32 protein-coding genes are annotated in these 24,868 nt (G+C 63.2%); 19 read left to right on the forward strand and 13 right to left on the reverse strand.

Annotation, left to right across the window (positions count from 1 at the left end):
* Window positions 1–44: 44 nt before the first annotated feature.
* Complete coding sequence (locus tag CKW40_RS45455) at window positions 45–170, reverse strand: hypothetical protein (RefSeq protein ID WP_013891842.1); 126 nt, start codon at window positions 168–170, stop codon at window positions 45–47.
* Between the two features lie 212 nt (window positions 171–382).
* Between CKW40_RS45455 and CKW40_RS32090 the strand changes: the two genes are divergently transcribed.
* The 4 genes from CKW40_RS32090 (at window position 383) to CKW40_RS32105 (ending at window position 3,634) form a co-directional block, all read left to right on the forward strand.
* Window positions 383–1,192 carry a transglutaminase-like domain-containing protein gene (locus tag CKW40_RS32090; protein ID WP_095203750.1) on the forward strand — a complete coding sequence of 270 codons (810 nt, stop codon included), beginning with the start codon at window positions 383–385 and terminating at the stop codon, window positions 1,190–1,192.
* A gap of 114 nt (window positions 1,193–1,306) precedes the next feature.
* The gene (locus CKW40_RS32095) at window positions 1,307–2,260 is read left to right on the forward strand and encodes a cation diffusion facilitator family transporter (RefSeq protein ID WP_095203751.1); all 954 of its coding nucleotides are present in this window, start codon (window positions 1,307–1,309) and stop codon (window positions 2,258–2,260) included.
* A gap of 76 nt (window positions 2,261–2,336) precedes the next feature.
* Window positions 2,337–2,741, forward strand: a complete 405-nt coding sequence (locus CKW40_RS32100) for a GFA family protein (RefSeq protein WP_095203752.1) — start codon at window positions 2,337–2,339, stop codon at window positions 2,739–2,741.
* An 80-nt stretch (window positions 2,742–2,821) separates the two neighbouring features.
* On the forward strand, window positions 2,822–3,634 hold the full coding sequence (locus CKW40_RS32105; RefSeq protein ID WP_095203753.1) for a class I SAM-dependent methyltransferase: 813 nt from the start codon (window positions 2,822–2,824) through the stop codon (window positions 3,632–3,634).
* 13 nt (window positions 3,635–3,647) lie between these two features.
* Here the strand turns inward: CKW40_RS32105 and CKW40_RS32110 are convergent, their stop codons facing one another.
* Entirely contained in the window at window positions 3,648–4,919 is a 1,272-nt protein-coding gene (locus tag CKW40_RS32110; protein WP_095203754.1) for a DNA recombination protein RmuC, read from the reverse strand.
* Window positions 4,920–5,022: 103 nt separating this feature from the next.
* On the opposite strand from CKW40_RS32110, the gene def reads away from it, so the two are divergent.
* The 6 genes from def (at window position 5,023) to truA (ending at window position 8,651) form a co-directional block, all read left to right on the forward strand.
* Window positions 5,023–5,553, forward strand: a complete 531-nt coding sequence (gene def, locus CKW40_RS32115; RefSeq protein ID WP_095203755.1) for a peptide deformylase — start codon at window positions 5,023–5,025, stop codon at window positions 5,551–5,553.
* Window positions 5,554–5,668: 115 nt separating this feature from the next.
* Window positions 5,669–5,956: a plasmid stabilization protein gene (locus CKW40_RS32120; protein ID WP_179298194.1), complete on the forward strand. Its 288-nt coding sequence runs from the start codon at window positions 5,669–5,671 to the stop codon at window positions 5,954–5,956.
* Entirely contained in the window at window positions 5,953–6,378 is a 426-nt protein-coding gene (locus CKW40_RS32125; protein WP_095203757.1) for a type II toxin-antitoxin system VapC family toxin, read from the forward strand. Before CKW40_RS32120 ends, CKW40_RS32125 begins: the two co-directional genes overlap by 4 nt.
* Before the next feature lie 43 nt (window positions 6,379–6,421).
* Window positions 6,422–7,375 carry a methionyl-tRNA formyltransferase gene (fmt, locus tag CKW40_RS32130; RefSeq protein WP_095203758.1) on the forward strand — a complete coding sequence of 318 codons (954 nt, stop codon included), beginning with the start codon at window positions 6,422–6,424 and terminating at the stop codon, window positions 7,373–7,375.
* Window positions 7,372–7,878, forward strand: a complete 507-nt coding sequence (locus tag CKW40_RS32135) for a GNAT family N-acetyltransferase (protein WP_095203759.1) — start codon at window positions 7,372–7,374, stop codon at window positions 7,876–7,878. Before fmt ends, CKW40_RS32135 begins: the two co-directional genes overlap by 4 nt.
* A gap of 23 nt (window positions 7,879–7,901) precedes the next feature.
* Entirely contained in the window at window positions 7,902–8,651 is a 750-nt protein-coding gene (truA, locus tag CKW40_RS32140; protein WP_095203760.1) for a tRNA pseudouridine(38-40) synthase TruA, read from the forward strand.
* 56 nt (window positions 8,652–8,707) lie between these two features.
* On the opposite strand, the gene CKW40_RS32145 is transcribed toward truA, so the two are convergent.
* Window positions 8,708–9,340 (reverse strand): transporter, encoded by a 633-nt coding sequence (locus CKW40_RS32145; protein ID WP_095203761.1) that lies wholly within the window; start codon window positions 9,338–9,340, stop codon window positions 8,708–8,710.
* A gap of 5 nt (window positions 9,341–9,345) precedes the next feature.
* Window positions 9,346–10,539: a succinyl-diaminopimelate desuccinylase gene (gene dapE / locus CKW40_RS32150; RefSeq protein WP_095203762.1), complete on the reverse strand. Its 1,194-nt coding sequence runs from the start codon at window positions 10,537–10,539 to the stop codon at window positions 9,346–9,348.
* A 126-nt stretch (window positions 10,540–10,665) separates the two neighbouring features.
* Here dapE and CKW40_RS32155 point away from each other — a divergent pair, with 126 nt between their 5' ends.
* Complete coding sequence (locus CKW40_RS32155) at window positions 10,666–11,718, forward strand: 2-dehydropantoate 2-reductase (protein ID WP_095203763.1); 1,053 nt, start codon at window positions 10,666–10,668, stop codon at window positions 11,716–11,718.
* On the opposite strand, the gene CKW40_RS32160 is transcribed toward CKW40_RS32155, so the two are convergent.
* The 4 genes from CKW40_RS32160 to dapD all read right to left on the reverse strand — a co-directional run bounded on the left by CKW40_RS32160 (window position 11,621) and on the right by dapD (window position 14,066).
* Window positions 11,621–12,394, reverse strand: a complete 774-nt coding sequence (locus tag CKW40_RS32160; protein ID WP_095203764.1) for a hypothetical protein — start codon at window positions 12,392–12,394, stop codon at window positions 11,621–11,623. The genes CKW40_RS32155 and CKW40_RS32160 overlap by 98 nt on opposite strands.
* Window positions 12,395–12,400: 6 nt before the next feature.
* Window positions 12,401–12,784 (reverse strand): DUF805 domain-containing protein, encoded by a 384-nt coding sequence (locus CKW40_RS32165; protein WP_179298195.1) that lies wholly within the window; start codon window positions 12,782–12,784, stop codon window positions 12,401–12,403.
* Window positions 12,777–13,139: a DUF805 domain-containing protein gene (locus tag CKW40_RS32170; protein ID WP_095203765.1), complete on the reverse strand. Its 363-nt coding sequence runs from the start codon at window positions 13,137–13,139 to the stop codon at window positions 12,777–12,779. The genes CKW40_RS32165 and CKW40_RS32170 overlap by 8 nt, the downstream gene beginning before the upstream one ends.
* Window positions 13,140–13,211: 72 nt before the next feature.
* Window positions 13,212–14,066, reverse strand: coding sequence for a 2,3,4,5-tetrahydropyridine-2,6-dicarboxylate N-succinyltransferase (gene dapD / locus CKW40_RS32175; protein ID WP_095203766.1), 855 nt, complete (start codon window positions 14,064–14,066; stop codon window positions 13,212–13,214).
* Window positions 14,067–14,291: 225 nt separating this feature from the next.
* Here dapD and CKW40_RS32180 point away from each other — a divergent pair, with 225 nt between their 5' ends.
* On the forward strand, window positions 14,292–15,137 hold the full coding sequence (locus CKW40_RS32180) for an LOG family protein (protein WP_095203767.1): 846 nt from the start codon (window positions 14,292–14,294) through the stop codon (window positions 15,135–15,137).
* A 143-nt stretch (window positions 15,138–15,280) separates the two neighbouring features.
* Here CKW40_RS32180 and CKW40_RS32185 read toward each other — a convergent pair whose 3' ends face one another.
* Entirely contained in the window at window positions 15,281–15,985 is a 705-nt protein-coding gene (locus CKW40_RS32185) for a pyrimidine 5'-nucleotidase (protein ID WP_095203768.1), read from the reverse strand.
* Window positions 15,986–16,147: 162 nt separating this feature from the next.
* Here CKW40_RS32185 and CKW40_RS32190 point away from each other — a divergent pair, with 162 nt between their 5' ends.
* The 3 genes from CKW40_RS32190 to CKW40_RS32200 all read left to right on the forward strand — a co-directional run bounded on the left by CKW40_RS32190 (window position 16,148) and on the right by CKW40_RS32200 (window position 18,713).
* Window positions 16,148–16,909, forward strand: a complete 762-nt coding sequence (locus CKW40_RS32190; RefSeq protein ID WP_095203769.1) for a GGDEF domain-containing protein — start codon at window positions 16,148–16,150, stop codon at window positions 16,907–16,909.
* Between the two features lie 185 nt (window positions 16,910–17,094).
* Complete coding sequence (locus CKW40_RS32195; RefSeq protein WP_095203818.1) at window positions 17,095–17,277, forward strand: hypothetical protein; 183 nt, start codon at window positions 17,095–17,097, stop codon at window positions 17,275–17,277.
* Window positions 17,274–18,713, forward strand: a complete 1,440-nt coding sequence (locus CKW40_RS32200) for a GMC oxidoreductase (protein WP_095203770.1) — start codon at window positions 17,274–17,276, stop codon at window positions 18,711–18,713. Before CKW40_RS32195 ends, CKW40_RS32200 begins: the two co-directional genes overlap by 4 nt.
* A gap of 86 nt (window positions 18,714–18,799) precedes the next feature.
* Here CKW40_RS32200 and CKW40_RS44060 read toward each other — a convergent pair whose 3' ends face one another.
* Window positions 18,800–18,967: a hypothetical protein gene (locus tag CKW40_RS44060; RefSeq protein WP_179298196.1), complete on the reverse strand. Its 168-nt coding sequence runs from the start codon at window positions 18,965–18,967 to the stop codon at window positions 18,800–18,802.
* 95 nt (window positions 18,968–19,062) lie between these two features.
* Here CKW40_RS44060 and CKW40_RS32210 point away from each other — a divergent pair, with 95 nt between their 5' ends.
* The gene (locus CKW40_RS32210; RefSeq protein ID WP_095203772.1) at window positions 19,063–19,560 is read left to right on the forward strand and encodes a MarR family winged helix-turn-helix transcriptional regulator; all 498 of its coding nucleotides are present in this window, start codon (window positions 19,063–19,065) and stop codon (window positions 19,558–19,560) included.
* A gap of 49 nt (window positions 19,561–19,609) precedes the next feature.
* On the opposite strand, the gene CKW40_RS32215 is transcribed toward CKW40_RS32210, so the two are convergent.
* Window positions 19,610–20,242, reverse strand: a complete 633-nt coding sequence (locus CKW40_RS32215) for a TetR/AcrR family transcriptional regulator (protein WP_095203773.1) — start codon at window positions 20,240–20,242, stop codon at window positions 19,610–19,612.
* Window positions 20,243–20,345: 103 nt separating this feature from the next.
* Here CKW40_RS32215 and CKW40_RS32220 point away from each other — a divergent pair, with 103 nt between their 5' ends.
* Window positions 20,346–20,750, forward strand: a complete 405-nt coding sequence (locus CKW40_RS32220) for a VOC family protein (protein WP_095203774.1) — start codon at window positions 20,346–20,348, stop codon at window positions 20,748–20,750.
* A gap of 81 nt (window positions 20,751–20,831) precedes the next feature.
* Here the strand turns inward: CKW40_RS32220 and phhA are convergent, their stop codons facing one another.
* The gene (gene phhA / locus CKW40_RS32225) at window positions 20,832–21,668 is read right to left on the reverse strand and encodes a phenylalanine 4-monooxygenase (protein WP_095203775.1); all 837 of its coding nucleotides are present in this window, start codon (window positions 21,666–21,668) and stop codon (window positions 20,832–20,834) included.
* Between the two features lie 139 nt (window positions 21,669–21,807).
* On the opposite strand from phhA, the gene CKW40_RS32230 reads away from it, so the two are divergent.
* A complete protein-coding gene (locus CKW40_RS32230; RefSeq protein WP_023810775.1) occupies window positions 21,808–22,284 on the forward strand; it encodes an Lrp/AsnC family transcriptional regulator in 477 nt (158 codons plus the stop codon).
* Window positions 22,285–22,397: 113 nt separating this feature from the next.
* Entirely contained in the window at window positions 22,398–23,963 is a 1,566-nt protein-coding gene (gene bchE, locus CKW40_RS32235) for a magnesium-protoporphyrin IX monomethyl ester anaerobic oxidative cyclase (RefSeq protein WP_095203776.1), read from the forward strand.
* 7 nt (window positions 23,964–23,970) lie between these two features.
* Here the strand turns inward: bchE and argB are convergent, their stop codons facing one another.
* On the reverse strand, window positions 23,971–24,864 hold the full coding sequence (gene argB, locus CKW40_RS32240) for an acetylglutamate kinase (protein WP_095203777.1): 894 nt from the start codon (window positions 24,862–24,864) through the stop codon (window positions 23,971–23,973).
* Window positions 24,865–24,868: the final 4 nt, after the last annotated feature.

Genomic DNA, 24,868 nt, shown 5'->3' on the forward strand with positions numbered 1-24,868 from the left:
CTGACGCCACCGGTGGGATTTTGCCGCGCCTGACTTGCCGAGGCCTACTTTTCCTTGATGCGCATCGCCTTGACCGGCGGCGCCTTCAGGGCGGGGGCGGGCGCCGGCTTCTTGGCATCCTTCTTCGGCTTGCGGGCTTCCTTGCCAGCCTTCATCGCACCTTTAGCCATGATTCGTTCCTCCAATTGCGGGAAGCGAAGTGAAACAAGAGAAACGCTTCGCTGCAAGGGGGCAGCGCCCGTCGCAGCCATCGGCCGGCTGCTTTCAACCAATTTCTAATTTACTCGTAAACCACGGCGGTCCGTGCCATTCTCATCTTCGCACTGCAGCATCGACCCGCGCTTTCGCCGGGTGATCGTCAGGCAGGCCGGTCAGGACGACAATGCGGATCCACATTGGCTGCGAGATGAGTTTCGACTTTCCGCAGGAAACCCCGCTCATCGCGATGCTCAATGTCCACTATTCCCGCGCCTCCGATCTCGAGCGTCCGGATTTCTTGACCTCGAACCCACCGGTGCCGATCGAGAGCTACCGCGACAGTTTCGGCAATTGGTGCAACCGCTTCGTGGCGCCGCCCGGGCGGTTCACCTTCGGCACGGATGCGGTGATCCGCGCGCCCGGCACCTTCGAGATGGGCGAGCTGATGGCCTGGCAGCACGACGTGCGAGACCTGCCGGCGGAAACGCTGCTGTTCCTGCTGCCCAGCCGGTTTTGCGAGAGCGACCTTTTGGCCAATGAAGCGTGGCGGCTGTTCGGCCATACGCCACTCGGCATACCGCGCGTGCAGGCGGTGTGCGATTTCGTCCACAACCACATCGTCTTCAACTACGGCAACGCACGGCCGACGCGCACCGCGGCGGAAGCCTATCGCGAGCAGAGCGGCGTATGCCGCGACTTCGCGCATCTCGCCGTCACCTTCTGCCGGGCGCTCAACATCCCGACGCGCTACTGCACCGGCTACATCAGCGATATCGGCATGCCTAAGCCGTGGTCGAGCATGGATTTCGCCGCCTGGATGGAAGTCTATCTCGGCGGCCGCTGGCATGTCTTCGACCCGCGCAACAATGCACCGCGCATCGGCCGCATCCTGATCGCCTCCGGGCGCGACGCGGCGGACGTGCCACTGACCCATATTTTCGGACCAGGGACACTCGCCGGCTTCAAGGTGTGGACCGACGAGATCGTCGAATAGCGTTCCGGCCCCTTCGAAGACTTTGAACGACCCGGCGATTGGCGCGTTGTGATGGCTGTGGAGCTTCGGCGGCTGGGCCGCTACAACTTTATGCCTTGAAGGGGACGACACCGCATGGCCGGGCATGGCGGCTCCAAAACGGTCATCTATGCGGCGCTCGCCGGCAATCTGGCGATCGCGCTGACCAAATTCGCCGCCGCCTTCTTCACCGGCAGCTCGGCGATGCTGTCGGAAGGCGTGCACTCGCTGGTCGATACCGGCAATGGCGGCCTGCTGCTCTACGGCATGCACCGTGCCGCGCGCCCGGCTGACCGCACGCATCCGCTCGGCCATGGCCGGGAACTCTATTTCTGGAGCTTCATCGTTGCCCTGCTGGTCTTCGCGCTCGGCGCCGGCGTGTCGTTGTACGAGGGCATCGTCCACATCATGGCGCCGGAGCCGGTCGCCAACGTCAAGGTGAACTACATCGTTCTCGCCCTGTCCTTCCTGTTCGAAGGCAGCTCCTGGATGGTGGCGCTGAAGGAGTTCCGCCGAGAGAAAGGCACGCAGGGCTGGCTGCAGGCGGTGCAGTCGAGCAAGGACCCGAGTGTCTACACCGTGCTGTTCGAGGACAGCGCGGCGCTTCTCGGCCTGATCGTCGCCTTTGCCGGCATATTGGCGGCGGAGATGCTGGAGATGCCGGAGCTCGACGGCGCCGCCTCGATCGGCATCGCGCTCATCCTCGGCGCGACGGCAAGTTTCCTCGCCCGTGAAAGCAAAGGCCTGCTCATCGGCGAACCGGCCTCGCCCGAGGTGCAGAGAAAAGTGCTGGCGATCGCCCAGCAGGATCCGGCGGTGCAGCGGGCGAACGGCGTCCTGACCGTCCACATGGGACCGCAAGAGATCGTTGCTGGGCTCAGCATCGAGTTCGAGGACCATCTGACGGCGCCGGAGATCGAGGCCTGTGTCGAACGCCTGGAGGCGCGGCTGAAGAAGGAAATGCCGGAGATCACGCGGCTGTTCGTCAAGCCGCAGACCACGGGCACCTGGGAGCAGCGGCGCAAGCTGATCGAGGCGGCATCGAACTAGTCCTGGACCAGCGCAGCGCCGTTGCCCCGTCGCATTGCCTTGCTAAGATCAGGCGACGGATTTCGGAGGAACGAGCATGAAGATCGACGGCGGGTGCCATTGCGGCGCCATTACCTATGAGGCGGAGGTCGACCCGGCAAAGACCTCGATCTGCCACTGCACGGACTGCCAGCAACTGACCGGCACGGCCTTTCGCGTCACCGTTCCCGCGCCCGAGGATCACTACCGGATCACCCGGGGCACGCCAAAAATCTATATCAAGACCGGATCGAGCGGCGCCAAGCGCGCCCAGGCATTTTGCGGCGAGTGCGGTTCGCATCTTTACGCGACGTCGGTCGGCGACGGCCCGAAGGTCTATGGGATCAGGGTGGGTACCGCGCGGCAACGCGAGGATCTGGTGCCGACACAACAGAAGTGGCACAGGTCGGCCCTGCACTGGCTTCCGGAATTCGAGGACATAAGCATCGTGGAGGAGCAGTAGCAGCCGCCTCTCGGCCGAAAGCCGCCAAGACAAGCAATTATGTGCTAGCCTCGCTCACCATCAAAGGGCGGGTAACAGCGATGTTGGAAACGGACAAACTGTTTGCCGGCTCGATTCCGGAAAACTACGACCGCTATATGGTGCCGCTGATTTTCGAGCCGTTCGCCGCGGACCTTGCACAGCGAGCCGCGTCCTTCTCGCCCAGCGCCGTCCTCGAGGTCGCCGCGGGCACCGGGGTCGTCACCCGCGCCTTGGCGCCAAAACTCTCCCCTGACGCAAGCTATGTCGTGACCGACCTCAACCAGCCGATGCTCGACTACGCCGCTTCGCGGCAGGCCCCCGACAGTCGCATCCAATGGCGCCAGGCCGATGCCCTGGTGCTGCCATTCGAAGACGCGGCCTTCGATCTCGTTTGCTGCCAGTTCGGCGCGATGTTCTTTCCCAGCCGCCCCTCCGCCTACCGCGAGGCCAGGCGGGTGCTGAAGCCCGGCGGACATTTCCTGTTCAACGTATGGGACCGCATCGAGGAGAATGTGTTTGCCGATGATGTGACGAACGCGCTGGCAAGGATGTTTCCGAACGATCCGCCGCGCTTTCTCGCCCGCACGCCGCATGGCTACCACGATACGGCACTGATCCGCAGCGAGCTGGAAGAGGCCGACTTCTCCGGTGTGGCGATCGAGACGAGAGCCGAACAAAGCCGTGCGCCCTCGCCGCGCATTCCGGCCGTCGCTTACTGCCAGGGAACGGTGCTTCGCACCGAAATCGAGGCCCGGGATCCGGGCAAACTCGACGCCGCAACGGATTATGCCGCAGCCGCGATTGCGGCCAGGCATGGCAGCGGCGCGGTTGCCGCCAAAATTCAGGCACACGTCATCGTGGCTGTGGCCTAGGCAGTTTATCCATTCAGTCGTCGCCTTCGACGACGCGCAGCCTGAGCTGGCCGGTCTTCGAATCGGCAACGCGCGGGCCGGGCTCGAGTTTGGCGGCCGGTGGCCGTGACGGCGCGTCCGGGGTGGCATCGCCATCGGGCTGCACTCCGAACTCCAGCGCCTCGATCTTCTGGCCGCGCTTGGTCACCTTCGATGTCGAGACGAGGATATCGTCGATGTCCTTGGCCGACTGGCCGAAATGCACCTGTAGCTTGCGCACGCGCTCGTCGACACGTTGCACATCCTCCATCAGCCGGATCACCTCGCCCTGGATCAGATGTGCCTGCTCGCGCATGCGGGCATCCTTGAGGATTGCCTGGATGACCTGGATCGACAGCATCAGCAGCGACGGCGAGACGATGACGACGCGGGCGCGGTGCGCCTTGTGGACAACAGCCTCGAAATTCTCGTGGATCTCGGCGAACACCGATTCCGACGGCACGAACATGAAGGCGGTGTCCTGGGTCTCGCCCTGGATCAGGTATTTTTCCGAGATGTCGCGGACATGGATCTCGATGTCACGGCGGAAGGCCTGGGACGCAACCTTCTGCAGGTCGGCGCCATCAGCGGCGCGGATGGCGTTCCAGGCTTCCAGCGGAAACTTGGCATCGATTGCCAGCGACGGCGCGCCGTTCGGCATCTTCACCAGGCAATCCGGCCGGCTGCCGTTCGACAGCGTCGCCTGGAACTCATAGGCGCCGTGCGGCAGACCGTCGGCGACAATCGCCTCCATGCGCGACTGGCCGAAGGCGCCGCGCGTCTGCTTGTTGGAAAGGATAGCCTGCAGCTGTACGACCTGGCCGGCGAGCGACTGGATGTTGCCTTGCGCGACATCGATGATCGCCAGCCGCTCCTGCAGTTTGGCCAGGCTCTCATGCGTGGATTTGGTCTGCTCGGTCATGGTCTGGCCGAGGCGGCCGGTCATGGCGTCGAGCCGCTGGCCGATCGACTGCGTCAGCTCCGCCTGGCGCGCGCCGAACACTTCGGCGATGGCGCCCATGCGGCCCTGCATCTCGGCCTGGCTTTGCAAGATACCGGCCATCCGTGCCTCGGCGTCGCGGGCGTGGTCGGCGGCTTCCGCGGCAGCGACCGCGCGCGCCTTGGCCGACCGCCACAGCGCGATGACCAGCGCCACGAACAGGCCGAGGAACAACAAGGCGCCGAAAGCCAGCGCGTGGCCAAGCGTGATTGTCGAGGCGCCAAGCCGTGCGACGGGCTGCGAAAGGATGGTGCTCAGATCATTCATGTGGACAGCATAGCCGATTCGGCCTGACCGCACAGATCAAAACAAGAACATGAGTCAGATGCCCCGGTTGACGCTTTTCGCTGGACGTCTTACGTGGGACGCCATGCCGATCAAGCCGCTCATCATCCTTCCCGATCCCATCCTGCGCCAGCTCTCCAAGCCGGTGGAGCGCGTCGACGCGCCCTTGCGCAAACTGGCCGACGACATGCTGGCGACCATGTATGACGCCCCCGGCATCGGGCTGGCGGCGATCCAGATCGGCGAGCCGCTGCGCATGCTGGTGATCGACCTCGCCAAGGAAGACGAAACGCCAGCGCCGCATGTCTTCATCAACCCGGAGATCCTGGAAAGCGCCGAGGCGCGCTCCGTCTATGAGGAAGGCTGCCTGTCGATCCCCGATTATTACGCCGAGGTCGAACGCCCGGCTTCGGTGCGGGTGAAGTATCTCGACCGCGACGGTAAGCTGCAGGAGATGGAGGCCGAGGGGCTGATGGCGACCTGCCTGCAGCATGAGATCGACCATCTCAACGGCGTGCTGTTCATTGACCACATCTCAAAGCTGAAGCGCGACATGGTGGTGAAGAAGTTCAAGAAGCTCGCCAAGGACAAGGCGCCGGGCAAGCTGGCGGGATAGGAGTGATTCGAGCAGCCCGCGCTGTTCATTTCGCCTTGTCCTTTGCCCATCATCGAATTTCGTTGAGAATAGACGCAGGGTTTGATATCAATGATATCAAACCCTGGAGATGCCCATGGGCGACATGTTGATCAGAGACATCCCCGAACCTTTGAAGCGCGAAATCGAACAAGCAGCGCGTAAGGGTGGCCAGAGCCTGTCAGGCAAGGCGATCGATCTTTTGCGTAAAGGCATGGTCGCGGAAAAAGGCCCCAAGCCGGAGCCGGGTCTCTCGGCATGGGATGCGATTCGCTCGGCATTTGTCGCTGAAAACGCCATTGGCGATGAATTTTCCGAGATCATGGACGAGATCGAAGCGGACAGGAAACGCGACTTCGGTCGTCCCATTGAGGGTTTCGAGTGATTGTCCTCGATACCAATGTCGTTTCCGAGGCCAGCAAGCCAGTGCCCGACTCGAACGTCTCCGCCTGGTTCCGAAAGCAGGATCTTCTCGCGCTCTATATGTGCGGACCAGTCATCATGGAGCAATCTTTCGGCGCGGAACGGTTCTTGAACCAGACCGGATCGAACCGTTATGTTCGCGTGCTCGATCAGCTGATTTCGCAGCAGTTCGCTGGCCGTATCGTGGAATTTTCGGGTTCGATCCCTCGACTGGCCGGCAGGCTGCGCGCGGCACGCGAAAGGATCGGGCGGCCCATCAGTCCGTCCGACGCCATGATCGCCGCGATCTGCCTCGCCCATGATGCGACGCTCGCGACGCGCAATGTGCGCGACTTCGATGGGCTTGACCTGAAGCTGGTAAACCCGTTTGAAGCAGGAGCGTGAGCCGGCTCACGGCGCGAGCAGAAGACAGGATATCGTAAGAAAAATGCCCCTTCGCGTCATCTTCATGGGCACGCCGGAGTTTTCGGTGCCGACGCTGCGCGCGATCGCCGAGGCCGGACATGAGATATCAGCCGTATACACGCAGCCGCCGCGCGCGGCCGGCCGGCGCGGATTGGAGCTGACCCCATCTCCGGTGCAGCGCGAGGCCGAGCGGCTGGGCATAGAGGTGCGGACGCCGACATCCCTCAAAAGCGAGGCCGAGCAGGCTGCTTTCGGCGCCCTGCGGGCCGATATCGCCGTGGTCGTCGCCTATGGATTGCTGCTGCCCAAGGCAATTCTCGACGCGCCCCTGCTTGGCTGCATCAACGGCCATGCGTCGCTTTTGCCGCGCTGGCGCGGTGCCGCCCCCATCCAGCGCGCCATCATGGCGGGTGACCTGGAAACCGGCATGATGGTGATGCGCATGGAAGAGGGCTTGGACACCGGACCGGTGGGATTGCTTGAAAAATGCGCCATAGACCCCGATATGACAGCCGGCGATCTGCATGATCGGTTGATGAGCGTTGGTGCCGCCCTGATGGTGGAAGCGCTGGCGCGGCTGGAAGAGAACACTCTGACATTTACCGCGCAAGCGGCGGAAGGGGTGACTTACGCCAGAAAAATCGATAAATCCGAGACGCATGTGGATTGGACGCGGCCCGCGGCCGAGGTCCATAACCACCTTCGTGGCCTGTCGCCCTTTCCCGGCGCCTGGTCCGAAATTGACATTGGCGGCCGCATGGAACGGCTGAAACTGCTTCGCTCGACGCTGTCTGAAGGCCTGTCGCTTTCGGGAGATTTGGGCGAGTCGGGAGGAATTCTCGATGACCGGCTGACGGTCGCCTGCGGGGCGGGCGCGGTCAGGCTGGTCGAAGTTCAACGTGCGGGCGGAAAGCCCGCCGCCGCGTCGGAATTCCTGCGCGGAGCCAAGATCGTAAAAGGAATGAAGTTCTCATGAGCATGATGTCGATACGCGCGGCAACGCCGCGGGATCGCGAGGCCATTCGCCTCGTCGAGGAACACGCTTTCGGCCAGCAGGCGGAGGCCGGGCTGGTCGACGCGCTGGTGACCGGCGGCGACGCCGTCGTCGAACTGGTGGCGGAAGAAGACGGCCAGGTTGTCGGCCATATCCTGTTTTCGCGGCTGTTCGTCCAGAGTGGCGGCAAGAGCTCTGCGGCCGTGGCGCTGGCGCCGCTGGCGGTGGAGCCTTCGTTCCATGGCAGCGGCATTGGCGGGGCGCTGATCCGCGAGGCGCATATCCGCCTTAGGGATGCTGGCGAGACGCTGGCCGTGGTGCTGGGCGACCCGGCCTATTACGGCCGTTTCGGCTATAGCCATGCTCGCGCTGAAAAGTTCGAGAGCGAGTACCAAGGCGAAGCGCTGCAGGCGCTGGCCTGGGGCGATGCTCCCGAAGCTGGCAAGCTGGTCTACGCCTCGGCCTTCACCGCTCTCGCCGCCTAGGCAAGAGCGTATAGCTGCCCGGCATGCCGCGTTTTCGCCTCGACATCGAATATGACGGCGGCCTGTTCGCCGGCTGGCAGCACCAGGCCGATCAGCCTTCGGTGCAGCAGGCGATCGAGCAGGCGATCGAAAGATTCAGCGGCGAGGCGGTGCGGCTGCGCGCCGCCGGTCGCACCGACGCCGGGGTGCATGCGACCGCCCAGGTGGCGCATGTCGACCTCACCAAGGCATGGGCTGGCGACAAGGTGCGCGATGCCATCAACGCCCATCTGCAGGCAGCCGGCGCGCATGTCGCCATCCTGAAGGCGGCGATCGTCCCCGACGATTTCGACGCGCGATTCTCAGCCACAGGCCGCCACTATCTCTACCGCATCCTCAATCGTCGCGCGCCCGCCGCCCTGGAAAAGGGCAAGGTGTGGTGGGTGCCGAAGCGGCTCGATGCCGGCGCCATGCACGAGGCGGCTAAAATCCTGCTCGGCCGGCATGACTTCACCACCTTCCGCTCGACGCAGTGCCAGGCCAACAGCCCGGTCCGGACACTGGAGCGGCTCGATGTGAGCCGGGCGGGCGACATGATCGAGGTGAGAGCCTCGGCGCGCTCCTTCCTGCACAACCAGGTGCGCTCCATGGTCGGCTCGCTCAAACGCATCGGCGATGGCGGCTGGACCGAGGCCGACCTCAAGGCGGCGCTCGAAGCGCGCGACCGCGCCGCCTGCGGCCAGGTGGCGCCGCCCGACGGGCTTTTTCTCATTGGCGTCGATTATCCCGGATGAGCCGGCAGGCTCTGTCCTGATAGAGCCGGGAGGCTCTATTCCGAGCCCGGTAAGCTCTATCCCGGGACGAGTCCGGAAAGGCTCTGAGCCCCGACATCGTCCGGCACGGAGATGCCAAGCAGCATCTGCAGCCCAAACAGCACCAGCAACGAAGCGATGAACATGCCGACGAAAACGGCGGTTCCGATCGCCGCGCCCTTGCCGATCGTGGCGTTGGTCATGCGCCAGGTCAGCGCCATCGACAGGGCAAACAAGAGCAGAGACACAAGGCTCGATATCTGGCTCGCGGACGAAAGGAAAAGTCTGATCAGCGCCGAGGGCAGCATCAGCCAGGCGGTGATGGCGGAGGCCCAGTTGCTGGCAACGACATAGTGGACGAAGCGGCCGCCAATGCCGGCGCGCGGCGCGACCACAGCGAACACGACCAGCGGCAGCACCCAGGAGCCGATATCGACCGTTGCCAGGCGCAACAGCATGCCGAAACGGCCCACGAAAGCGTTGGGATCGCCGATCTCGTTGGCGATGCCGACCCAACCGACGATCAGCGCCGGCGCGGCAACGACGATGGCGAAGAAGGAATTCCAGAAGCCGTCCGCCGACAGGTCAAGCAGGCGCAATCCGTCGACCTTGCCGAGCATCAGCCGCCAGGCACCGGTCAGCGAAGCTTGGGTTTCATCCGCCGAAAGCATGCTGCTCAGCCCTGCCCGAACCAGTCTTCGATGAAGCGTTGATAGATCCGCGTCAGCGTTTCGAGATCGGCAAGGGCGACGCGCTCGTCGACCATATGCATGGTCTTGCCGACCAGGCCGAACTCGACCACCGGGCAGTAATCCTTGATGAATCGTGCATCCGAGGTGCCGCCGGAAGTAGACAGCGCCGGTTTCTTGCCGACCGTCGCCTTGATCGAGCCGGCAAGCGTGTCGACCAGTTTGTCGTCGCGGGTCAGGAAGACATGGCTTGGCCGGTCGCGCCAGACGAGGTCGTAGTCGACCGGCATCTTCTTGCCCGGCCGATACTTCTTGCGCTTCGCCGCCTGGTCGAGGCGGTTGTGGATTTCGGCCTGAACGGTCTCGGCCGTCCAGGTGTCGTTGAAGCGGATGTTGAAGGTCGCTGTGGCCTTGGCCGGAATCACATTTGTGGCCGGGTTGCCGACATCGATGGAGGTGACCTCCAGATTGGTCGGCTGGAAATCCTTGGTTCCCTTATCGAAGACGGGATGCAGTAAGGCGTCGACCAGGCTGATCAGCCCGCGCACCGGATTGTCGGCAAGCTGCGGATAGGCGGCATGGCCCTGGCGGCCATTGACGGTGATTGAACCGGAGAGCGAGCCGCGACGGCCGATCTTGATCATGTCGCCGAGCGCATCAGGATTGGTCGGCTCGCCGACGATCGAGGCATCCCATTTCTCGCCCCTGGAAGCGGCCCATTCGAGCAGCTTGACAGTGCCGTTGATTGCCGGACCTTCCTCGTCGCCGGTGATCAGCAGCGAGACCGAGCCCTTGGGGCCGCCATTGCTCTCGACATGGCGCGCTATCGCCGCGATGAAACAGGCAATGCCGCCCTTCATGTCGACGGCGCCGCGGCCATACATCTCGCCCTTGGCGATCTCGGCGGCGAAAGGCGGATGCGTCCAGGCGGCCTCGTCGCCGACCGGCACGACATCGGTGTGGCCGGCGAACATCAGATGCGGGCCATTGCCGGACCGCCTTGCATAGAGGTTCTCGATGTCGGGCGTGCCGGCTTCCGAAAAGACCGGCCGGTCGACCAGGAAGCCGAGCGGTTTCAGCATCGTTTCCAGCGCGCTCAGCGCGCCGCCTTCGGCTGGTGTCACCGAGGGGCAACGGATAAGGGCGGCGAGGTTAGCGGCGGGATCGGTCGGCAGCGTCATGGCAAAAGCGATAGTCGAAAGCGGAAGGCCTGTCACGGCCAGACATAGGGGCCAGCCCAATGGCAGGCGATGGCGCCAACATTATGGTTTTCATGTCGTATAGTCCGGCCGGTGCGGAGTTAAGAGATGACAGACGGGGAAAAAAGGATCGTCATCGCCGGCGCCGGCAGCATTGGCTGTTATGTCGGCGGCTGCCTGGCGCTTGCCGGGCGGCAGCCTGTCCTGCTGGCCCGACCGCGCATCGAGGCAGCGCTGCGGCAGGGGGGATTGCGCGTCAGCGACCTCGAGGGCCGCGATCGCCTGGTCAGGCCGGGCGGGCTCGGGATCACCACGGATCCAGCCACCGCCTTGCCCGACGCGGATGTGATCCTGGTCACCGTCAAGAGCGGCGCGACACAGGAGATGGCTGCGCTGATCAACGCCCATGCCCGCCCCGATGCGGTGGTGGTCAGCCTGCAGAACGGCGTCGACAATGCCGACAGGCTGCGCGCCGCGCTTGGCCCGCGACCCGTGCTGGCCGGGATGGTGCCGTTCAATGTGGTGCAATCGCCGGACGGTGAGCTGCCGCTGCGCGTCCACCGTGCCAGCGACGGCAAGGTGATGATCGAGGCCGGCGGCCTTGCCGGCCTTCTCGATGTCGCCTGTCTTCTCGATGTCGTAGGGCTGGCGGTCGAAACGCATGGCGACATGAAGGCCGTGCTGTGGGGCAAGCTTCTGATGAATCTCAACAACGCGCTGGTGGCGTTGTCGGGCCTGCCGCTGGCGAGCGAACTCGCCGACCGCCGCTGGCGGCTGATCCTGGCCGGCCAGATCGACGAGGCCTTGCTGGCGATGAAGGCCTCCGACATCGAGCCGGCGCGGATCGCCGGGCTGCGGCCGGCGCTGCTGCCGAAAATTCTCCGGCTGCCTGACTGGCTGTTCAAATTGCTGGCGCGGCGCATGCTGGCGATCGACCCTCAGGCACGCTCGTCGATGTGGGACGATTTGCAACGCGGCCGGCCGACGGAAATCGGCGAGCTGCAAGGCGCAGTGATCGGCCTCGCCGAAAGGACGGGGACGCCGGCGCCGCTCCTGAAAAGCGTTACCGCTTTGGTCCGCGCCGCGGAAGCGGCGCGGCTTGGCTCGCCGGGCCTGGCGCCGGAACAGGTTGTGCCGCCGGGTGCCTCTCGATCAGCGTGATCTTCTGCCAGATCTTGCGCGACAGGTTTGAGCTCAAATTCTCGATGTCGTTGACGCCATCGATGACCACGTCGTCATTGACCGACTGCGCGAACAGAGCGGCAATCTTGCCGGTGATCGACAGCATTTCGGAGCAATAGTCGAGATAGCGCGCCAGATCGGCGGCATTGGTGATGCGGGCCGGGGAATGCGCCGTCGGCCTGAAATTGGCCGAAAGTGCTGCCGGATCCTTGGTCAGCTGGTGCATGTCGATGACATGGATCAGCGAGCGCAGGCCGTGCAATTGGCGAAACACCCGCTTGCGCTTGATGCGCTCCTCGGTGCGGATCAGCGCCAGCAGGCCGAGCACGGCGAGGATGATCATGTTGATCGTGGCCTCGATGCCTTGCACCGACTGCACCGCATCGTCGGCCTGGGAGATGTGAATGAGCGGCAGGATGGTGCCGACGAACAGGAAGATCAACGCACCGGCGAGGACGGCGGCGATGATGAGCCCGCGCAGCCACCAGATCGGTTCCTCGAGCCCTTTCGCCGCCTTGGCCAGATCGCGCGACAGCGACACCAGTTCGGCGGCGACGCCGCGCAGCCCGGCCTGGGGAAACCGTTCCGCAACGCGCTCTTCAAGCCGTTCGGCGGTGTCGATGATCAGTTTCGGATCAAGCGTGCGGTAGCGCATGTCCGATCAGTCCTCAGGTTGCGCCGGCTCGTTGGTGCGTCGGCCATAACGGTTGGGTCCAGGCTGCCCTGGAAACAGGCACAACACAAGAAAGGCGACGATCGAGACGACCGGTACGAACAGGATCAGCGCGGCAATGCCCGGCTTGTCGAGGTCGTGCAGGCGTTTCACCGCCAGCGCGATGTTCGACCACAGCGAGGCAATGAAGGCGATGAAGAAGATGAACGACCACATATTGCTCTCGGCCGAGCCTTCCGGCACCAGCGTGAAGCGGTAGAGCGGGAACGCCTGGATGATGGCGACCAGCAAGCCACCAAGAAAATAGGCCGCGCGGCTGACGCGGCCCGATGTCTTGAAGAAAAGCCAGGTGAGATTTGAACTGTCAGGCAAGCGGGTCCGGTCCGTATTGATTGGCACCGCTCGTGCCTTGCAGGATGCCAAGTTCGACCAGCAGCCAGATGCCGCCGATGACAGGTACCAGGCCGATCAGCGTCCACCAGCCCGATTTGTTGCGGTCGTGCCAGCGTTTGGCATAGAGGGCAATAGCGAAATAGATCGATGCCAGCGCGAAGAGGATGCCGATGATGCCGATCTGGGCGCCGCTGCCTGTGGTGAAACGCGTGCCAAGGATCGAGTCGAGAATGAAGGCGACGATACCGATAACGATGAACACGCCAATGCCAGCCCAGAATTTGGCGCGGTTGATGCGACCGTCGAAACTCGTCAGCAGATACTTCCAGTCCATGTCACCCCTCCATGTTGAACCAGCGCGACCGATTGTCGCGCCGGCGGAAGGTGCGCCCGCTTTGCGGAAAGATCAATCGCGCAGCAATTCGTTGATCGAAGTCTTGGAGCGGGTCTTGGCATCGACCCGCTTGACGATGACGGCGCAGTAGAGGCTGGGGCCGGGCTCGTTGTTTGGAAACAGCTTGCCGGGCATCGAGCCGGCGACGACGACGGAATTTGGCGGCACTTCGCCGTAGAAGACCTCACCGGTGGCGCGGTCGACGATCTTGGTCGACTGGCCGATGAAGACGCCCATGCCGAGCACCGAGCCTTCGCGCACGATGCAGCCCTCGACGACTTCCGAACGCGCGCCAATGAAGCAATTGTCCTCGATGATGGTCGGGCCGGCCTGCATCGGCTCCAGCACGCCGCCGATGCCGACGCCGCCCGACAGATGCACGTTCTTGCCGATCTGGGCGCAGGAGCCGACCCCGACCCATGTGTCGATCATGGTGCCGGTATCGACATAGGCGCCGACATTGACGAAGGACGGCATCAGCACGGCGCCCGGCGCAACATAGGCCGAGCGACGCACGATCGATCCCGGCACGGCGCGGAAGCCCGCATTCTCGAAATCGACGGCGCCCCAGCCATCGAACTTGGACGGCACCTTGTCCCACCACACGGCCTCGCCCGGGCCGCCCTTGATGATCTCCATCGGGTTGAGCCGAAAGGACAGCAGCACCGCCTTTTTCAGCCACTGGTTGACGTGCCACTTGCCGTCCGGCTGGCGCTCGGCGACGCGGGCGGCGCCGCGGTCGAGCAGGTCGAGCGCCGACTGGATGGCGTCACGCGTTTCGCCGCGGGTCGCGGTCGAAATCGTGTCGCGCTCCTCGAAGGCCTTCTCGATGGTCTTTTCGAGGCTCGCCAGATCAGGCTTCGACATGAATTCGCTCCATTACCAAGCTGTTAAGGGGCTGCGCCTTAACCTGTTTCGAAAGTCGCGCGACCCCGGGCATGCTTCGCCTGCTTGGGTCTTTGCATGTAGCAGGTTCTTGTCGCAAAACCGCCGGACACGTTTGCGGAACCTGCTTATGTTAAGGCTCAATGGGGGTCAATCGCACCTGCGTCACGGGACGGCGCAGTCAAGGGAATTTGGACGGGTAATTTGATGACACCTATGGAAAAGGCGGGGTGGACGCCGCTGCCGCATTCGGACGAGGATCTGGAGCGGTCGAAAAGCGTGCCGGACACGCCGCAGACGCGGGCCGAGACCTACCGGCTTGCCTGGAACGACCCCGATTTCATGACGCGGCGCGAATTGCGCGCAGTGCGCCTGCAGCTCGAACTCTTGAAGCCGGAGATGATCCTGGCCGAGCGCGGCATCCGTTCGACGGTGATCCTGTTTGGCGGCGCGCGCCTGCCGGAACCCGGCGGCGAAGCCTGGGCCGCCAAGAACGAGACGCAGAAGAAGAACCTCGAGGAAAACAGCAAATATTACGAGGAGGCGCGCAAATTCGCCCGCCTGTGCTCGCGGCAGTCGGCCGCCTCATACTATCGCGAATATGTCGTGGTGACCGGCGGCGGCCCCGGCGTGATGGAAGCGGGAAACCGCGGCGCCGACGATGTCGGCGCGCCGTCGATCGGGCTCAACATCGTGCTGCCGCACGAGCAGGCGCCGAACGCCTATGTGACGCCGGAGCTGTGTTTCAACTTCCACTATTTCGCCATCCGCAAGATGCACTTCGTCATGCGCGCCAAGGCGGTGGCGGTGTTTCCCGGCGGCTTCGGCACGATGGACGAGTTCTTCGAGACGCTGACCCTGATCCAGACCGGGCGCATGGAGCGCGTGCCGGTGATCCTGTTCGGCAAGTCGTTCTGGAAGCGCGCGATCAACCTCGACTTCCTCGCAGAGCAAGGCACGATCAGCCCTGGCGACCAGGACATCATCGATTTCGTCGACACCGCCGACGAGGCCTGGGGGATTATCAGCCGGTTCTACAAATTAGGGGAGTAGGGCGGGGAACTGAGGAACTGGGGAATTGAGGAATTGAGGAATTGAGGAATTGAGGAATTGAGGAATTGAGGAATTGAGGGGATCGCGGTCTCTGCGTTTCGGATCAATTCCCCAATTCGTCAGTTCTTCAATTCGTCAATTCCCTACTCCCCGGCAACTATCCCCGTCAGAAACCCCGCCAGATCGTCGGTGACGAAGTCGACGTCGTCTTCCTGCGCGGGGTCGCGCTCCCAGATCTCGGCAAAGGTCGGCTCGAAGTTGCGCGGCACTACCAGAACGGTGGTCATGCCCAGCGCCTTCGGCACCTCCAGGTTGCGGGCGAGATCCTCGAACATCACCGCATTGTGGCCGGTGACGGCGTGCAACTCGGCGAACTTCTCGTAGGTCTGGCGCGCGGGCTTGGGATTGAGGCCAGCGGCGACGATATCGAAGATGTCGTCGAAATGATCGAGGATGCCGAGCTGGCGCGCGGTGCGCTCGGCGTGCCGGCGGTCGCCATTGGTGAAGATGAATTTGCGGCCGGGAAGCTGGCGGATGGCGGTGCCGAGGACAGGGTCGGGCACCAGCCAGGAATAGTCGATGTCATGCACCTTCTCGAGGAAATCGTCGGGATCGATGCCGTGGCGCGTCATCAGCCCGTTCAGCGTCGTGCCATATTCGAGATAAAGCTCCTTCTGCAGCTTGCGCGCCTCCTCGCGCGGCAGCGCCAGCAGTTCCCCGACATAGGCGGTCATCTTGACGTCGATCTGCGAGAACAGATTTGAATGATGCGGATAGAGCGTGTTGTCGAGGTCGAACACCCAGTCGGTGACATGGGCGAAGCGGGCGGGATCAGGCAGCGTGGTCATGCGCTCCTTATGGCATGAAACGGGGATTCTGAAAGAGACTTTATCCACAACTTTCACGCGCTTTTAGTGGCAGAAATGGCCGCACGATTCAAATTTTATGCAACCGGGAAAGGTGGCCTTCAGGGCTTGCTGGCACACAGACAGTCCTGTGGGGAGCCTGCGATGAACAGCATTATTCTGAAATCCGCCGCTATCGCTTTCGCCTCCGTCGCCGCCTCTCTTCTCCTGACGTTGATCATCGTTCCGGCTCTGGGATTCCCGATCAACCGAACGATCTGGCTGACCTCCACCCTTTGTCCGCTGGTGCTCGCATGGGTGGCATGCGCCAGCACCTTCTGGCAGAGCGACAGGCTGAAAAACGCGCACCGCGAACTGGCCAGGGCGCACGCCCAGCTTGCCGCGGCGCATCGCCGCCTGTCGGAGAAGGCGAGCCGCGATGACATGACCGGCATGCTCAACCGGGAAAGTTTCTTTGCCGCGCTGGACGGCTCGCGGCGTAAGTCCGACCGCGGCGCTCTGCTGATCATCGACGCCGATCATTTCAAGAAGATCAATGACAGTTTCGGCCACCTGACCGGCGACGATGCGCTGCTGCTGATCGCCAGCGCCATCGAGCGCGGCGTGCGCAGCGGCGACGTGCTTGGCCGCATCGGTGGCGAGGAGTTCGGCGCGTTCCTGGTCGGGGCCACTGAGCAGGAGGCCAAGCGTGTCGCCGAGCGCATTCGCCGCGAGGTTGAGCTGATCCGCTTCCGGCCGGTCGATGAACGGACCATTCCGCTGACCGTCAGCATCGGCGGCACCGTCTGCGGCGAGGACGTCAACGTCTCGGAACTGATGCGCGCCGCGGACCGGCGCCTCTACCAGGCCAAGCATCGCGGCCGCAACCTGACGATCCTCGACACGGACATTTCCGCGGCAGCGTGAGCTGCCAGTCCGGTACACCCGGCCTGTTAAGGAATTTCTAACCCTGTTTGCATTCGGTTGTGCCGCTTGCCCGCCTTTTCACTGCTTGGAGACCGCGCTTGGCACGATACTGGCCTCTGTGACGATGCGTGTGCCATTTGGGGAATGTCATGCGCGCATCGAAGCCCCTGCCCGAGAGACCTGTCATGAGTTTCTTCAAGAAAATGTCGCGCCGCACGCTGGTGCGGGCAATGATCGCACTGCCTGCCCTGCCCGTGTTCCGCAAGCTGCCCGAGATCGACGCGGCCCAGGCCGGTCCATCACGGGCCGACCCGAATGAGATCGTCGAGGTTAATGGCTGGATCCTGAAGCGGAGCGATCTGGCATGATCTTCGACAGCTATGAGGCGTATCGCGCCGCCAACTTCAAACCCAAGGTATGCATCCTCGGTTCCGGCCCGGCCGGCACCACCATTGCCCGCAAGCTGGGTGCCGCCGGCATTCCGGTCGTGGTGCTGGAGGCCGGCTCGCGGGACTTCAGCGACGAGTCGCAGGATTTCTACCGTGGCACCACGGTCGGCGATTTCTATTTCGACCTCGACATCACCCGGCTGCGGTATATGGGCGGCAGCTCCAACCACTGGGCCGGCTGGTGCCGCGTGCTCGACAAACAGGATTTCGAACCGAAGGCGTGGGCACCCGACACAGGCTGGCCGATCCGCCGCGCCGACATTGAGCCCTATCTGCCCGAGGTGCACGATATCCTGGAGCTTCCCGATTTCCGGCCTGACGTCCCGATCTCGGACGACATACGCTGGGTGCAGCTGATCAAGAGCCCGGCGGTGCGCTTCGCCGAGAAATTCGCCGACGAACTCGACAAGAGCCGCAACATCGCCGTCGTGCTCAACACCTATGCCACCGAGCTTGCCGGCGACGGCAAACGGGTGACCGGCGCCAAACTATGGTCCAACGGCCAGGACGCCGGCTCGTTCAGCGCCGACTACTTCATCGTCTGCACCGGTGGGCTGGAGAATTCGCGGCTGCTTCTGTGGTCGAACCAGCGCTCCAACGGCGGCGTCGTTCCGAACGCCACGGCACTTGGCCGCTACTGGATGGAGCACCCGACCTTCGAGGGCGGCAATGCCATCCTGGCCGATTACGGCGAGTTCGAGGTCGATGCCGTCAACGAGGCCTTCTTCTCGCCGACGCTTGCCGCGATGGAGCGGCTGCAGATCATGAATTTCGGCATCAGGCTGATCGAGACACCCTATGCCGGCGTCAAGCATGTGATTGCCGACCTCGCCTGCACGGCACCCGACATGGCCGAATGGGTCGCTTACCAGCTCAGCCAGAACCTGCGCTGCGCGGCCCAGCTCTACGTCGCCTGGGAACAGGCGCCGCTGGCGTCCAACCAGATCGAACTGTCGAAGACCGATGTCGACCATGCCGGCGTGCCGCGCATCGAGCTGCACTGGAAGAAATCGGAACTCGAACGCCGCACGCTTGTCGAAGGTCTAAAACTGTTCGGCAAAACACTCATCGACAAGGATCTCGGCCGGGTTCGTCTCATGGACTGGATTGCCAATGGCGAGGATTATCCGACCAACGAGGAGACCGCGGGTCACCATCACATGGGTGGTACGCGCATGGGCACCGACGTCACTAAGAGCGTGGTGGACGCCAACTGCAAGGTGCACGGCATGGACAATCTCTATGTCGGCGGCTCCTCGGTGTTCTGCACATCGGGTCAAGCCAACCCGACGACGACGATCACCGCGCTCGCCTGCCGGCTGGGAGAGCATTTGAGCAAGGTGGTCTCCGTCTGAGGTCCCAGCGCCAGCGCGCCAGAAACTCCTTGTAAGGTCCCCTCGCCGGCGCCAGTTGGTGGCGCCGGTGGAAGCCTGGAACAGGCTCAAAAGCCGTAGATGGCGATGCGCACCAGCACGGCCGCGGCGGCAAGCGCCACGAGCAGGATGCCGAGGCCGATGGGAGAGCCCCAGCCATACCATTCCATCGCCAGCTTGGCGTATTTGAACTCGTCCTCGTTCAAGAGAGGCTGCCGTTGTTGAATCAAGCTCATTTCTTCACTCCTTGTCGACGGCCTGCTCTTGCCTTGTCCAGGCGGCGGCCGCATATTGCTGTAATGATCTAAATGTTAGACGGATTGATAGTTAGATGATCGAAATAAATTCGTCAAGCAAGAATCGTGACGAGATGACAAGGGCCATCGGCCTTGCCATCATGCAGTGGCAGGACGCGACGCAGGCCTATGACGAGGCGGTGGGGATGCGGCTCGGGCTGAACATGGCCGAGCGTCATTGCATCGGGCTGCTCTATGGCGGCCCGCAATCGGCCGGCGCGGTAGCAACCGCGACCGGGCTGACGCCGGCGGCGGTGACGGCACTGATCGACCGGCTGGAGGCGCGCGGCCTGCTGACGCGCACGCGCAGTCTCGAGGACCGGCGCAAGGTGGTGATCGAGGCGACCGAGGCGACGCGGGAGCTGTCGGCGCGCTATTACGGCGCCATCGCGCGGGAGGGCGAAAAGGTGATCGCCACCTTCAGCGACGCCGAACTCGCGACAATATCGCGCTTCGTCAACGCCGCGCTCGACCTGCAGCGCGCTCAGCTTGCGCGGCTGAAGGCCGAGGGGTCGGACAGCCCCGGGCGATAGGGGCGCGATGTGTTCGCGGCGTTACCGCAAATGTCGGCAGGGAACGGGACTATTTCGGCTGGACCCCATAGGCGACAAGAAACGCCTCCACCGAGGCATCTGCGTGCCGTTCAAGTTCGGCCTTGGAGCGCCGGTTGCTTCCGGTGAACATGGCTTCATTCATCGGGATCCAAAGAAGCATTCCAAAAAAATGGCTGGCTGCCAGATACGGGTCACGGGTTTGTACCAGCCCTCGATCGGTGAGCTTCTGAAAGCAGGACGCCATCGAGGCAAGCATGCGCTCAAAACCCTTTTCGTACCAACTGCGGCCAAGCTGCGGCATTCGATCCGCGTTGGCGATAATCAAGCGCCGTAGCTTCAACAGCTCTTCATCCATGAGTGTCGTTATCAAACATCGAGCCAGCTCCTGCAGGCCACCCTCCATGAATTTCGCCTCGGAAAGCAGTGTCGTCACGGCCTCGATGATGTCGTTGGCCTGGGTAGCGGTTGCCAGAACGACTTCGCCGAAAAGCGTCTCCTTGTCGGTAAAATGCTTGTAGACGGTCTGCTTGGAAGCTCCCGCCTTGGTGGCGATTTCTTCCATACTGGTTCCATCATAACCCTTGCCTATGAACGCCGCCGTGGCCGCCTGGATGATTTCACGGTCCTTGCGTGCTGATCTGGTCTCACCGTCGATTTCCATGGAATTCTCCTGACAAGTACTAGACGGTACCGTTCCCGCATGATAGTCACAACAACAGTACTAGACTGACTAGTACCCGTCAACGAAAGCAGGGGTTAAACCGATGAGCAAAATGATTTTCGTCAATCTACCGGTGCGCGATCTGCAGGCAGCGACCAACTTCTATCTCGCGATCGGCGGCACACTGAATCCGCAGTTCTCGAACGACCAGGCCAGCTCGATCATGTTCTCGGACTCCATTGGGGTCATGTTGCTGACGCACCAGCATTACGGCCAGTTCACAGCGCGGCAGATCGGCGACCCCAAGCGTGACAGCCAGATGCTGATCGCGCTCACCACCGACAGCAAGGACGAGGTCAATGCCGTAATCGAGAAGGGCGTGGCGGCAGGCGGCCGCGCTGATCCCAATCCAGCGCAGGATCTCGGTTTCATGTTCAACCGCCACATCGAAGACCCTGACGGCTACGTCTGGGAGTTCCTGTGGATGAACCCCGCCGCCATGCAATAGCCCAGCGGGATCAAAGCGTCTAAGTCGCGTCGCATTGAAATGGATTCATGCGACGCGCCTTAGGTTTTTGGGCGAGATGCGTCAGACCGTCGCCGGGTCGAGCGCCGGCTGGCCCTTGCGGCGGGCGACGATCGCCTCGAAATCGGCGGTCTGGAAGGCATCGCGCAAGGCGTCGAAGGACGGCAGCACGAAATAGGCGCGCTGGAACTTGTCGATCTCGTAGCCGGTGCGCATGACCGTTTCGAGGTCGAAGGCCACATGATGGGCGTCCTTGCTGTCGACAGCGAACTGCAACTCGGTGAAGGACGACATCAGGCCGGCGCCGAAGGCCTTCAGCGGCTGGCCAGCCTCCTGCATCAGGCCATACTCGGCCGTGTACCAGTAGAGCCGGGTGATCATCTCGTCACCGCCGAGCGCGATGATGTCGCCGGCCTTCTTGCCATACATCTGCATGAAGTCGGCGAACACCGGCTGCGACAGCACCGGCACGTGTCCGAAGAAATCGTGGAACATGTCGGGCTCGACGATGTAGTCGAGCTCCTGCCTGGTGCGCAGCCAGTTGGTGACCGGGAAGCGGCGGTTGGCGAGATGATCGAAGAAGGGCGCGGCCGGGATGAGACCCGGCACGGCGACGATCTCCCAGCCGGTCAGTTTGCGCAGCTTGGCACTGATATCAGCGAAATCGGGGATGCGGTCGAGCAGGCCAAGTTTTTCGACACCGTCGAGATAGGAGTGGTGGGCGAGCTTGCGCGTCAGCTTGGTCTGGCGGTCGCACAGAGTGCGCCACACCGCCTGTTCCTCGGCGCTGTAGTCGTAGCCCTGCGCCACGGTGAAATCGGCACGGCAGACCGAATAGTCGCCGCGCAAGCCTTGCGCCGCGCAGTCGCGGGCATATTCGGCAACGCTCATCGTCGTCATGGTTGTTCTCCTCGCAAATCGGCAATGGCAGACGTGGTCAAAGAGTAACCGGATTTGCCGAGGCAATTTGGTTTTGATGATGGTTCGCTTGCGAGATTCGGGATAACATTCACTCGCAATTCGCACTATGGGAGTGAAAATGCCTCAATTCGACGATTTCGAGATCAAGATGCTCGATGTGCTGCAACGCGACGGCCGCAAGCCCGTCTCCGAGCTGGCGCAAGAGATCGGCCTGTCGACGACGCCATGCGCGCGGCGCTTCGAAGCGCTGCAGGATGCCGGCATCATCAAGGGCTTTGCCGCGGTGATCAGCCGCCGCGCGGTCGGCCTGATGGTCGAGGTGTTCATCCAGGTTCGCCTGGTCAGCCACAGCGATGGCTCGCCCGAAAGCTTCATTGCCGCGGTGCAGCGCATGGACGAGGTGTCGTCGTGCTGGACGATGACCGGCGACCACGACTTCCTGCTGCATGTCATGGTGCCGTCGGTCGACGAGCTCAACGCCTTCGTCATGCACCGGCTGATGCGGCTCGACGGCGTGCGCGACGTCCACACGCAGCTGGTGCTGCAGAACATCAAGGGGCCCGGCCACGTGCCGCTCGCGCATCTCAGGCGGTGATGCCAGCCTTCCTCATTCCTGCGGAAAAGCTGCACGCAAACTGCTGAAACGGGCCAATCGGGCGGCTATATCGCCAACCAGCATATGCGGACCATCTCTCCATGAGGTCCGCCATGAAAATCGTCCTGATCAATCCGCCGCACACCGCCATCGGCAGCCGGGTGCCGGACGATCATTTGCCGCCGCTTGGCCTGCTGGCGATCGGTGGCCCGCTGATCGATGCCGGCCATCAGGTGCGGCTGGTCGATGCAGAATTTGGGCCGATGCCGCTAGACAGCGCGGTGCGCGACGCTCTGCATGACTTTCCGGACTTCGTCCTGATCGGCCATTCCGGCTCGACCTCGGCGCACCCGACCGCCTTGCTGATCGCAGAAATGATCCAGCGGCGCGAACCGGCGACCATCGTCATCTATGGCGGCGTCTTCCCGACCTATCACTGGCGCGACATACTGGCGGCGACCGATGTCTTCGACTTCATCGTGCGCGGCGAGGGCGAGGCCACCGTGGTGGCGCTGGTCGAGGCGCTGGAAATGCATCAGCCACCGGCGAGCGTTGCCGGCATCGCATTCCGCGACGATCTGCGCCGGCCCTTCGCCACGCAGGCGGCCATGACGATCGCCGAGCTCGACGCCTACCGCGTCGGCTGGGAGCTGATCGACCACAGCCGATATAGTTATTGGGGCGGCAAGCGCGCCGTGGTGATGCAGTTCTCGCGCGGCTGTCCGCATCTGTGCAATTATTGCGGTCAGCGCGGTTTCTGGACCCGCTGGCGGCATCGTGACCCCAAAAAGTTCGCGCAGGAGATCGCCTGGCTGCACCGCCAACATGGCGTCGAGTTGATCAATCTCGCCGACGAGAACCCGACGGTTTCGAAGAAGGCCTGGCGCGCCTTTCTCGACGCGCTGATCGCCGAGAACGTACCGGTGCTGATCGTCGGTTCGACCCGCGCCGACGACATCGTGCGCGATGCCGACATCCTGCATCTCTACCGCAAGGCGGGCGTTATCCGCTGGCTGCTCGGCATGGAAAACACCGACGAGCAGACGCTTCAATTGATCCGCAAGGGCGGCAGCACCTCATCCGACCGCGAGGCGATCAGGCTGTTGCGAAAGCACGGCATATTGTCGATGGCGACCTGGGTGGCCGGCTTCGAGGATGAGGGGCTTCGCGACCTGTGGCGCGGCTTTCGCCAGCTGATCGCTTACGACCCCGACCAGATCCAGGCGCTCTACGTGACGCCGCATCGCTGGACGCCGTTCTTCCGCATCGCCCGCGACCGCAAGGTCATCCAGAAGGATGCCCGGCTGTGGGACTACAAGCACCAGGTGCTGCAGATGACGCGGCTGAAGCCGTGGATGCTGTTCTTCAGCGTCAAGCTGATCGAGGTGGCGGTGCAGTCGCGGCCAAAGGCGCTGGCGCGCATCCTGTTCCACCCTGACCCCGAACAGCGGCATTCGATGCGCTGGTACACCAAAATGGGCCGCCGGGTCTGGTTCCGCGAGGTCTGGGGGTTTCTGGCCCAAGATGGCCGTGTGAAGGACGGGCCGACGCTTGCCGAATTCTGGGGCGCGCCGCAGGACGCGGAAGAGGAATCGATGGCTGTTCGGCGACCGGCGAAAAAGCCGGAGCTTTCCACCACCGCAAATCTCGGACTGCCGGATAAAAGATTAGCCGGCTGACAGTCTGTTACGGCACGATCAGCGTGCCGGCGCCGTGTTCGGTGAAGAGCTCGAGCAGCACCGCATGCGGCGTCTTGCCATTGAGGATGACGACGCCTTCGACGCCACGCTCGATCGCTTCGATGCAGGTCTCGACCTTGGGGATCATGCCGCCCGAGACCGTGCCGTCCTTGATCAGCGCCCTGGCCTCGGCGACGGTCAGCTCGTCGATCAGCTTCTTGTTCTTGTCGAGCACGCCGGGCACGTCGGTGAGGAACAGCAGGCGCGAGGCCTTGCAAGCGCCGGCGATGGCGCCGGCGAAAGTGTCGGCGTTGATGTTGTAGGTGTGGCCGTCGCGGCCGGGCGCCACTGGCGCAAGCACCGGGATCATCTCGGAGCGCGCCAGAAGGTCGAGCAGCGTGCGGTCGACCTCGACCGGCTCGCCGACGAAGCCGAGATCGAGGACGCGCTCGATGTTGGAATCGGGGTCGATCATGGTCTTGCGCGCCTTTTCGGCGAAGACCATGTTGCCGTCCTTGCCGCACAGGCCGATCGCCCATTCGCCCTCGGCGTTGATCAGCGCCACGATCTCCTTGTTGATCGAACCGGCCAGCACCATTTCGACGATCTCGACCGTCTTCTGGTCGGTGACGCGCAGGCCACCCTCGAATTTGGATTCGATGCCCATCTTGGCCAGCATGGCGCCGATCTGCGGCCCGCCGCCGTGGACGACGATCGGGTTGACGCCGGACTGTTTCAACAGCGCGATGTCGCGCGCAAAAGCCTTGCCGAGCTCGATGTCGCCCATGGCGTGGCCGCCATATTTCACCACGACGGTCTTGTGTTCGTAGCGCTGCATGTAGGGCAGTGCGCGCGACAGCAGGGCGGCCTGCATTTCGGCGGTGGCGGCGATGTCCGTCATCGGG

The sequence above is a fragment of the Mesorhizobium carmichaelinearum genome (assembly GCF_900199455.1).
In the GTDB taxonomy this organism is placed as follows: Bacteria; Pseudomonadota; Alphaproteobacteria; order Rhizobiales; family Rhizobiaceae; genus Mesorhizobium; species Mesorhizobium carmichaelinearum.

What these genes read in the sequence shown, in the direction of transcription:
- CKW40_RS32170 (WP_095203765.1), bottom strand. Translation starts at nt 13,139, where the DNA reads ATGGACTGGAAGTATCTGCTGACGAGTTTCGACGGTCGCATCAACCGC.
- CKW40_RS32230 (WP_023810775.1), top strand. Translation starts at nt 21,808, where the DNA reads ATGCCTCAATTCGACGATTTCGAGATCAAGATGCTCGATGTGCTGCAA.
- phhA (WP_095203775.1), bottom strand. Translation starts at nt 21,668, where the DNA reads ATGACGACGATGAGCGTTGCCGAATATGCCCGCGACTGCGCGGCGCAA.
- CKW40_RS32090 (WP_095203750.1), top strand. Translation starts at nt 383, where the DNA reads ATGCGGATCCACATTGGCTGCGAGATGAGTTTCGACTTTCCGCAGGAA.
- CKW40_RS32215 (WP_095203773.1), bottom strand. Translation starts at nt 20,242, where the DNA reads ATGGAAATCGACGGTGAGACCAGATCAGCACGCAAGGACCGTGAAATC.
- CKW40_RS32105 (WP_095203753.1), top strand. Translation starts at nt 2,822, where the DNA reads ATGTTGGAAACGGACAAACTGTTTGCCGGCTCGATTCCGGAAAACTAC.
- CKW40_RS32220 (WP_095203774.1), top strand. Translation starts at nt 20,346, where the DNA reads ATGAGCAAAATGATTTTCGTCAATCTACCGGTGCGCGATCTGCAGGCA.
- dapD (WP_095203766.1), bottom strand. Translation starts at nt 14,066, where the DNA reads ATGTCGAAGCCTGATCTGGCGAGCCTCGAAAAGACCATCGAGAAGGCC.
- CKW40_RS32200 (WP_095203770.1), top strand. Translation starts at nt 17,274, where the DNA reads ATGATCTTCGACAGCTATGAGGCGTATCGCGCCGCCAACTTCAAACCC.
- truA (WP_095203760.1), top strand. Translation starts at nt 7,902, where the DNA reads ATGCCGCGTTTTCGCCTCGACATCGAATATGACGGCGGCCTGTTCGCC.
- CKW40_RS32210 (WP_095203772.1), top strand. Translation starts at nt 19,063, where the DNA reads ATGATCGAAATAAATTCGTCAAGCAAGAATCGTGACGAGATGACAAGG.
- CKW40_RS32190 (WP_095203769.1), top strand. Translation starts at nt 16,148, where the DNA reads ATGAACAGCATTATTCTGAAATCCGCCGCTATCGCTTTCGCCTCCGTC.
- CKW40_RS32185 (WP_095203768.1), bottom strand. Translation starts at nt 15,985, where the DNA reads ATGACCACGCTGCCTGATCCCGCCCGCTTCGCCCATGTCACCGACTGG.
- bchE (WP_095203776.1), top strand. Translation starts at nt 22,398, where the DNA reads ATGAAAATCGTCCTGATCAATCCGCCGCACACCGCCATCGGCAGCCGG.
- CKW40_RS45455 (WP_013891842.1), bottom strand. Translation starts at nt 170, where the DNA reads ATGGCTAAAGGTGCGATGAAGGCTGGCAAGGAAGCCCGCAAGCCGAAG.
- CKW40_RS32160 (WP_095203764.1), bottom strand. Translation starts at nt 12,394, where the DNA reads ATGCGCTACCGCACGCTTGATCCGAAACTGATCATCGACACCGCCGAA.
- CKW40_RS32135 (WP_095203759.1), top strand. Translation starts at nt 7,372, where the DNA reads ATGAGCATGATGTCGATACGCGCGGCAACGCCGCGGGATCGCGAGGCC.
- CKW40_RS32180 (WP_095203767.1), top strand. Translation starts at nt 14,292, where the DNA reads ATGACACCTATGGAAAAGGCGGGGTGGACGCCGCTGCCGCATTCGGAC.
- CKW40_RS32095 (WP_095203751.1), top strand. Translation starts at nt 1,307, where the DNA reads ATGGCCGGGCATGGCGGCTCCAAAACGGTCATCTATGCGGCGCTCGCC.
- CKW40_RS32195 (WP_095203818.1), top strand. Translation starts at nt 17,095, where the DNA reads ATGAGTTTCTTCAAGAAAATGTCGCGCCGCACGCTGGTGCGGGCAATG.
- argB (WP_095203777.1), bottom strand. Translation starts at nt 24,864, where the DNA reads ATGACGGACATCGCCGCCACCGCCGAAATGCAGGCCGCCCTGCTGTCG.
- CKW40_RS32110 (WP_095203754.1), bottom strand. Translation starts at nt 4,919, where the DNA reads ATGAATGATCTGAGCACCATCCTTTCGCAGCCCGTCGCACGGCTTGGC.
- fmt (WP_095203758.1), top strand. Translation starts at nt 6,422, where the DNA reads ATGCCCCTTCGCGTCATCTTCATGGGCACGCCGGAGTTTTCGGTGCCG.
- CKW40_RS32145 (WP_095203761.1), bottom strand. Translation starts at nt 9,340, where the DNA reads ATGCTTTCGGCGGATGAAACCCAAGCTTCGCTGACCGGTGCCTGGCGG.
- CKW40_RS32120 (WP_179298194.1), top strand. Translation starts at nt 5,669, where the DNA reads ATGGGCGACATGTTGATCAGAGACATCCCCGAACCTTTGAAGCGCGAA.
- dapE (WP_095203762.1), bottom strand. Translation starts at nt 10,539, where the DNA reads ATGACGCTGCCGACCGATCCCGCCGCTAACCTCGCCGCCCTTATCCGT.
- CKW40_RS44060 (WP_179298196.1), bottom strand. Translation starts at nt 18,967, where the DNA reads ATGAGCTTGATTCAACAACGGCAGCCTCTCTTGAACGAGGACGAGTTC.
- CKW40_RS32100 (WP_095203752.1), top strand. Translation starts at nt 2,337, where the DNA reads ATGAAGATCGACGGCGGGTGCCATTGCGGCGCCATTACCTATGAGGCG.
- CKW40_RS32155 (WP_095203763.1), top strand. Translation starts at nt 10,666, where the DNA reads ATGACAGACGGGGAAAAAAGGATCGTCATCGCCGGCGCCGGCAGCATT.
- def (WP_095203755.1), top strand. Translation starts at nt 5,023, where the DNA reads ATGCCGATCAAGCCGCTCATCATCCTTCCCGATCCCATCCTGCGCCAG.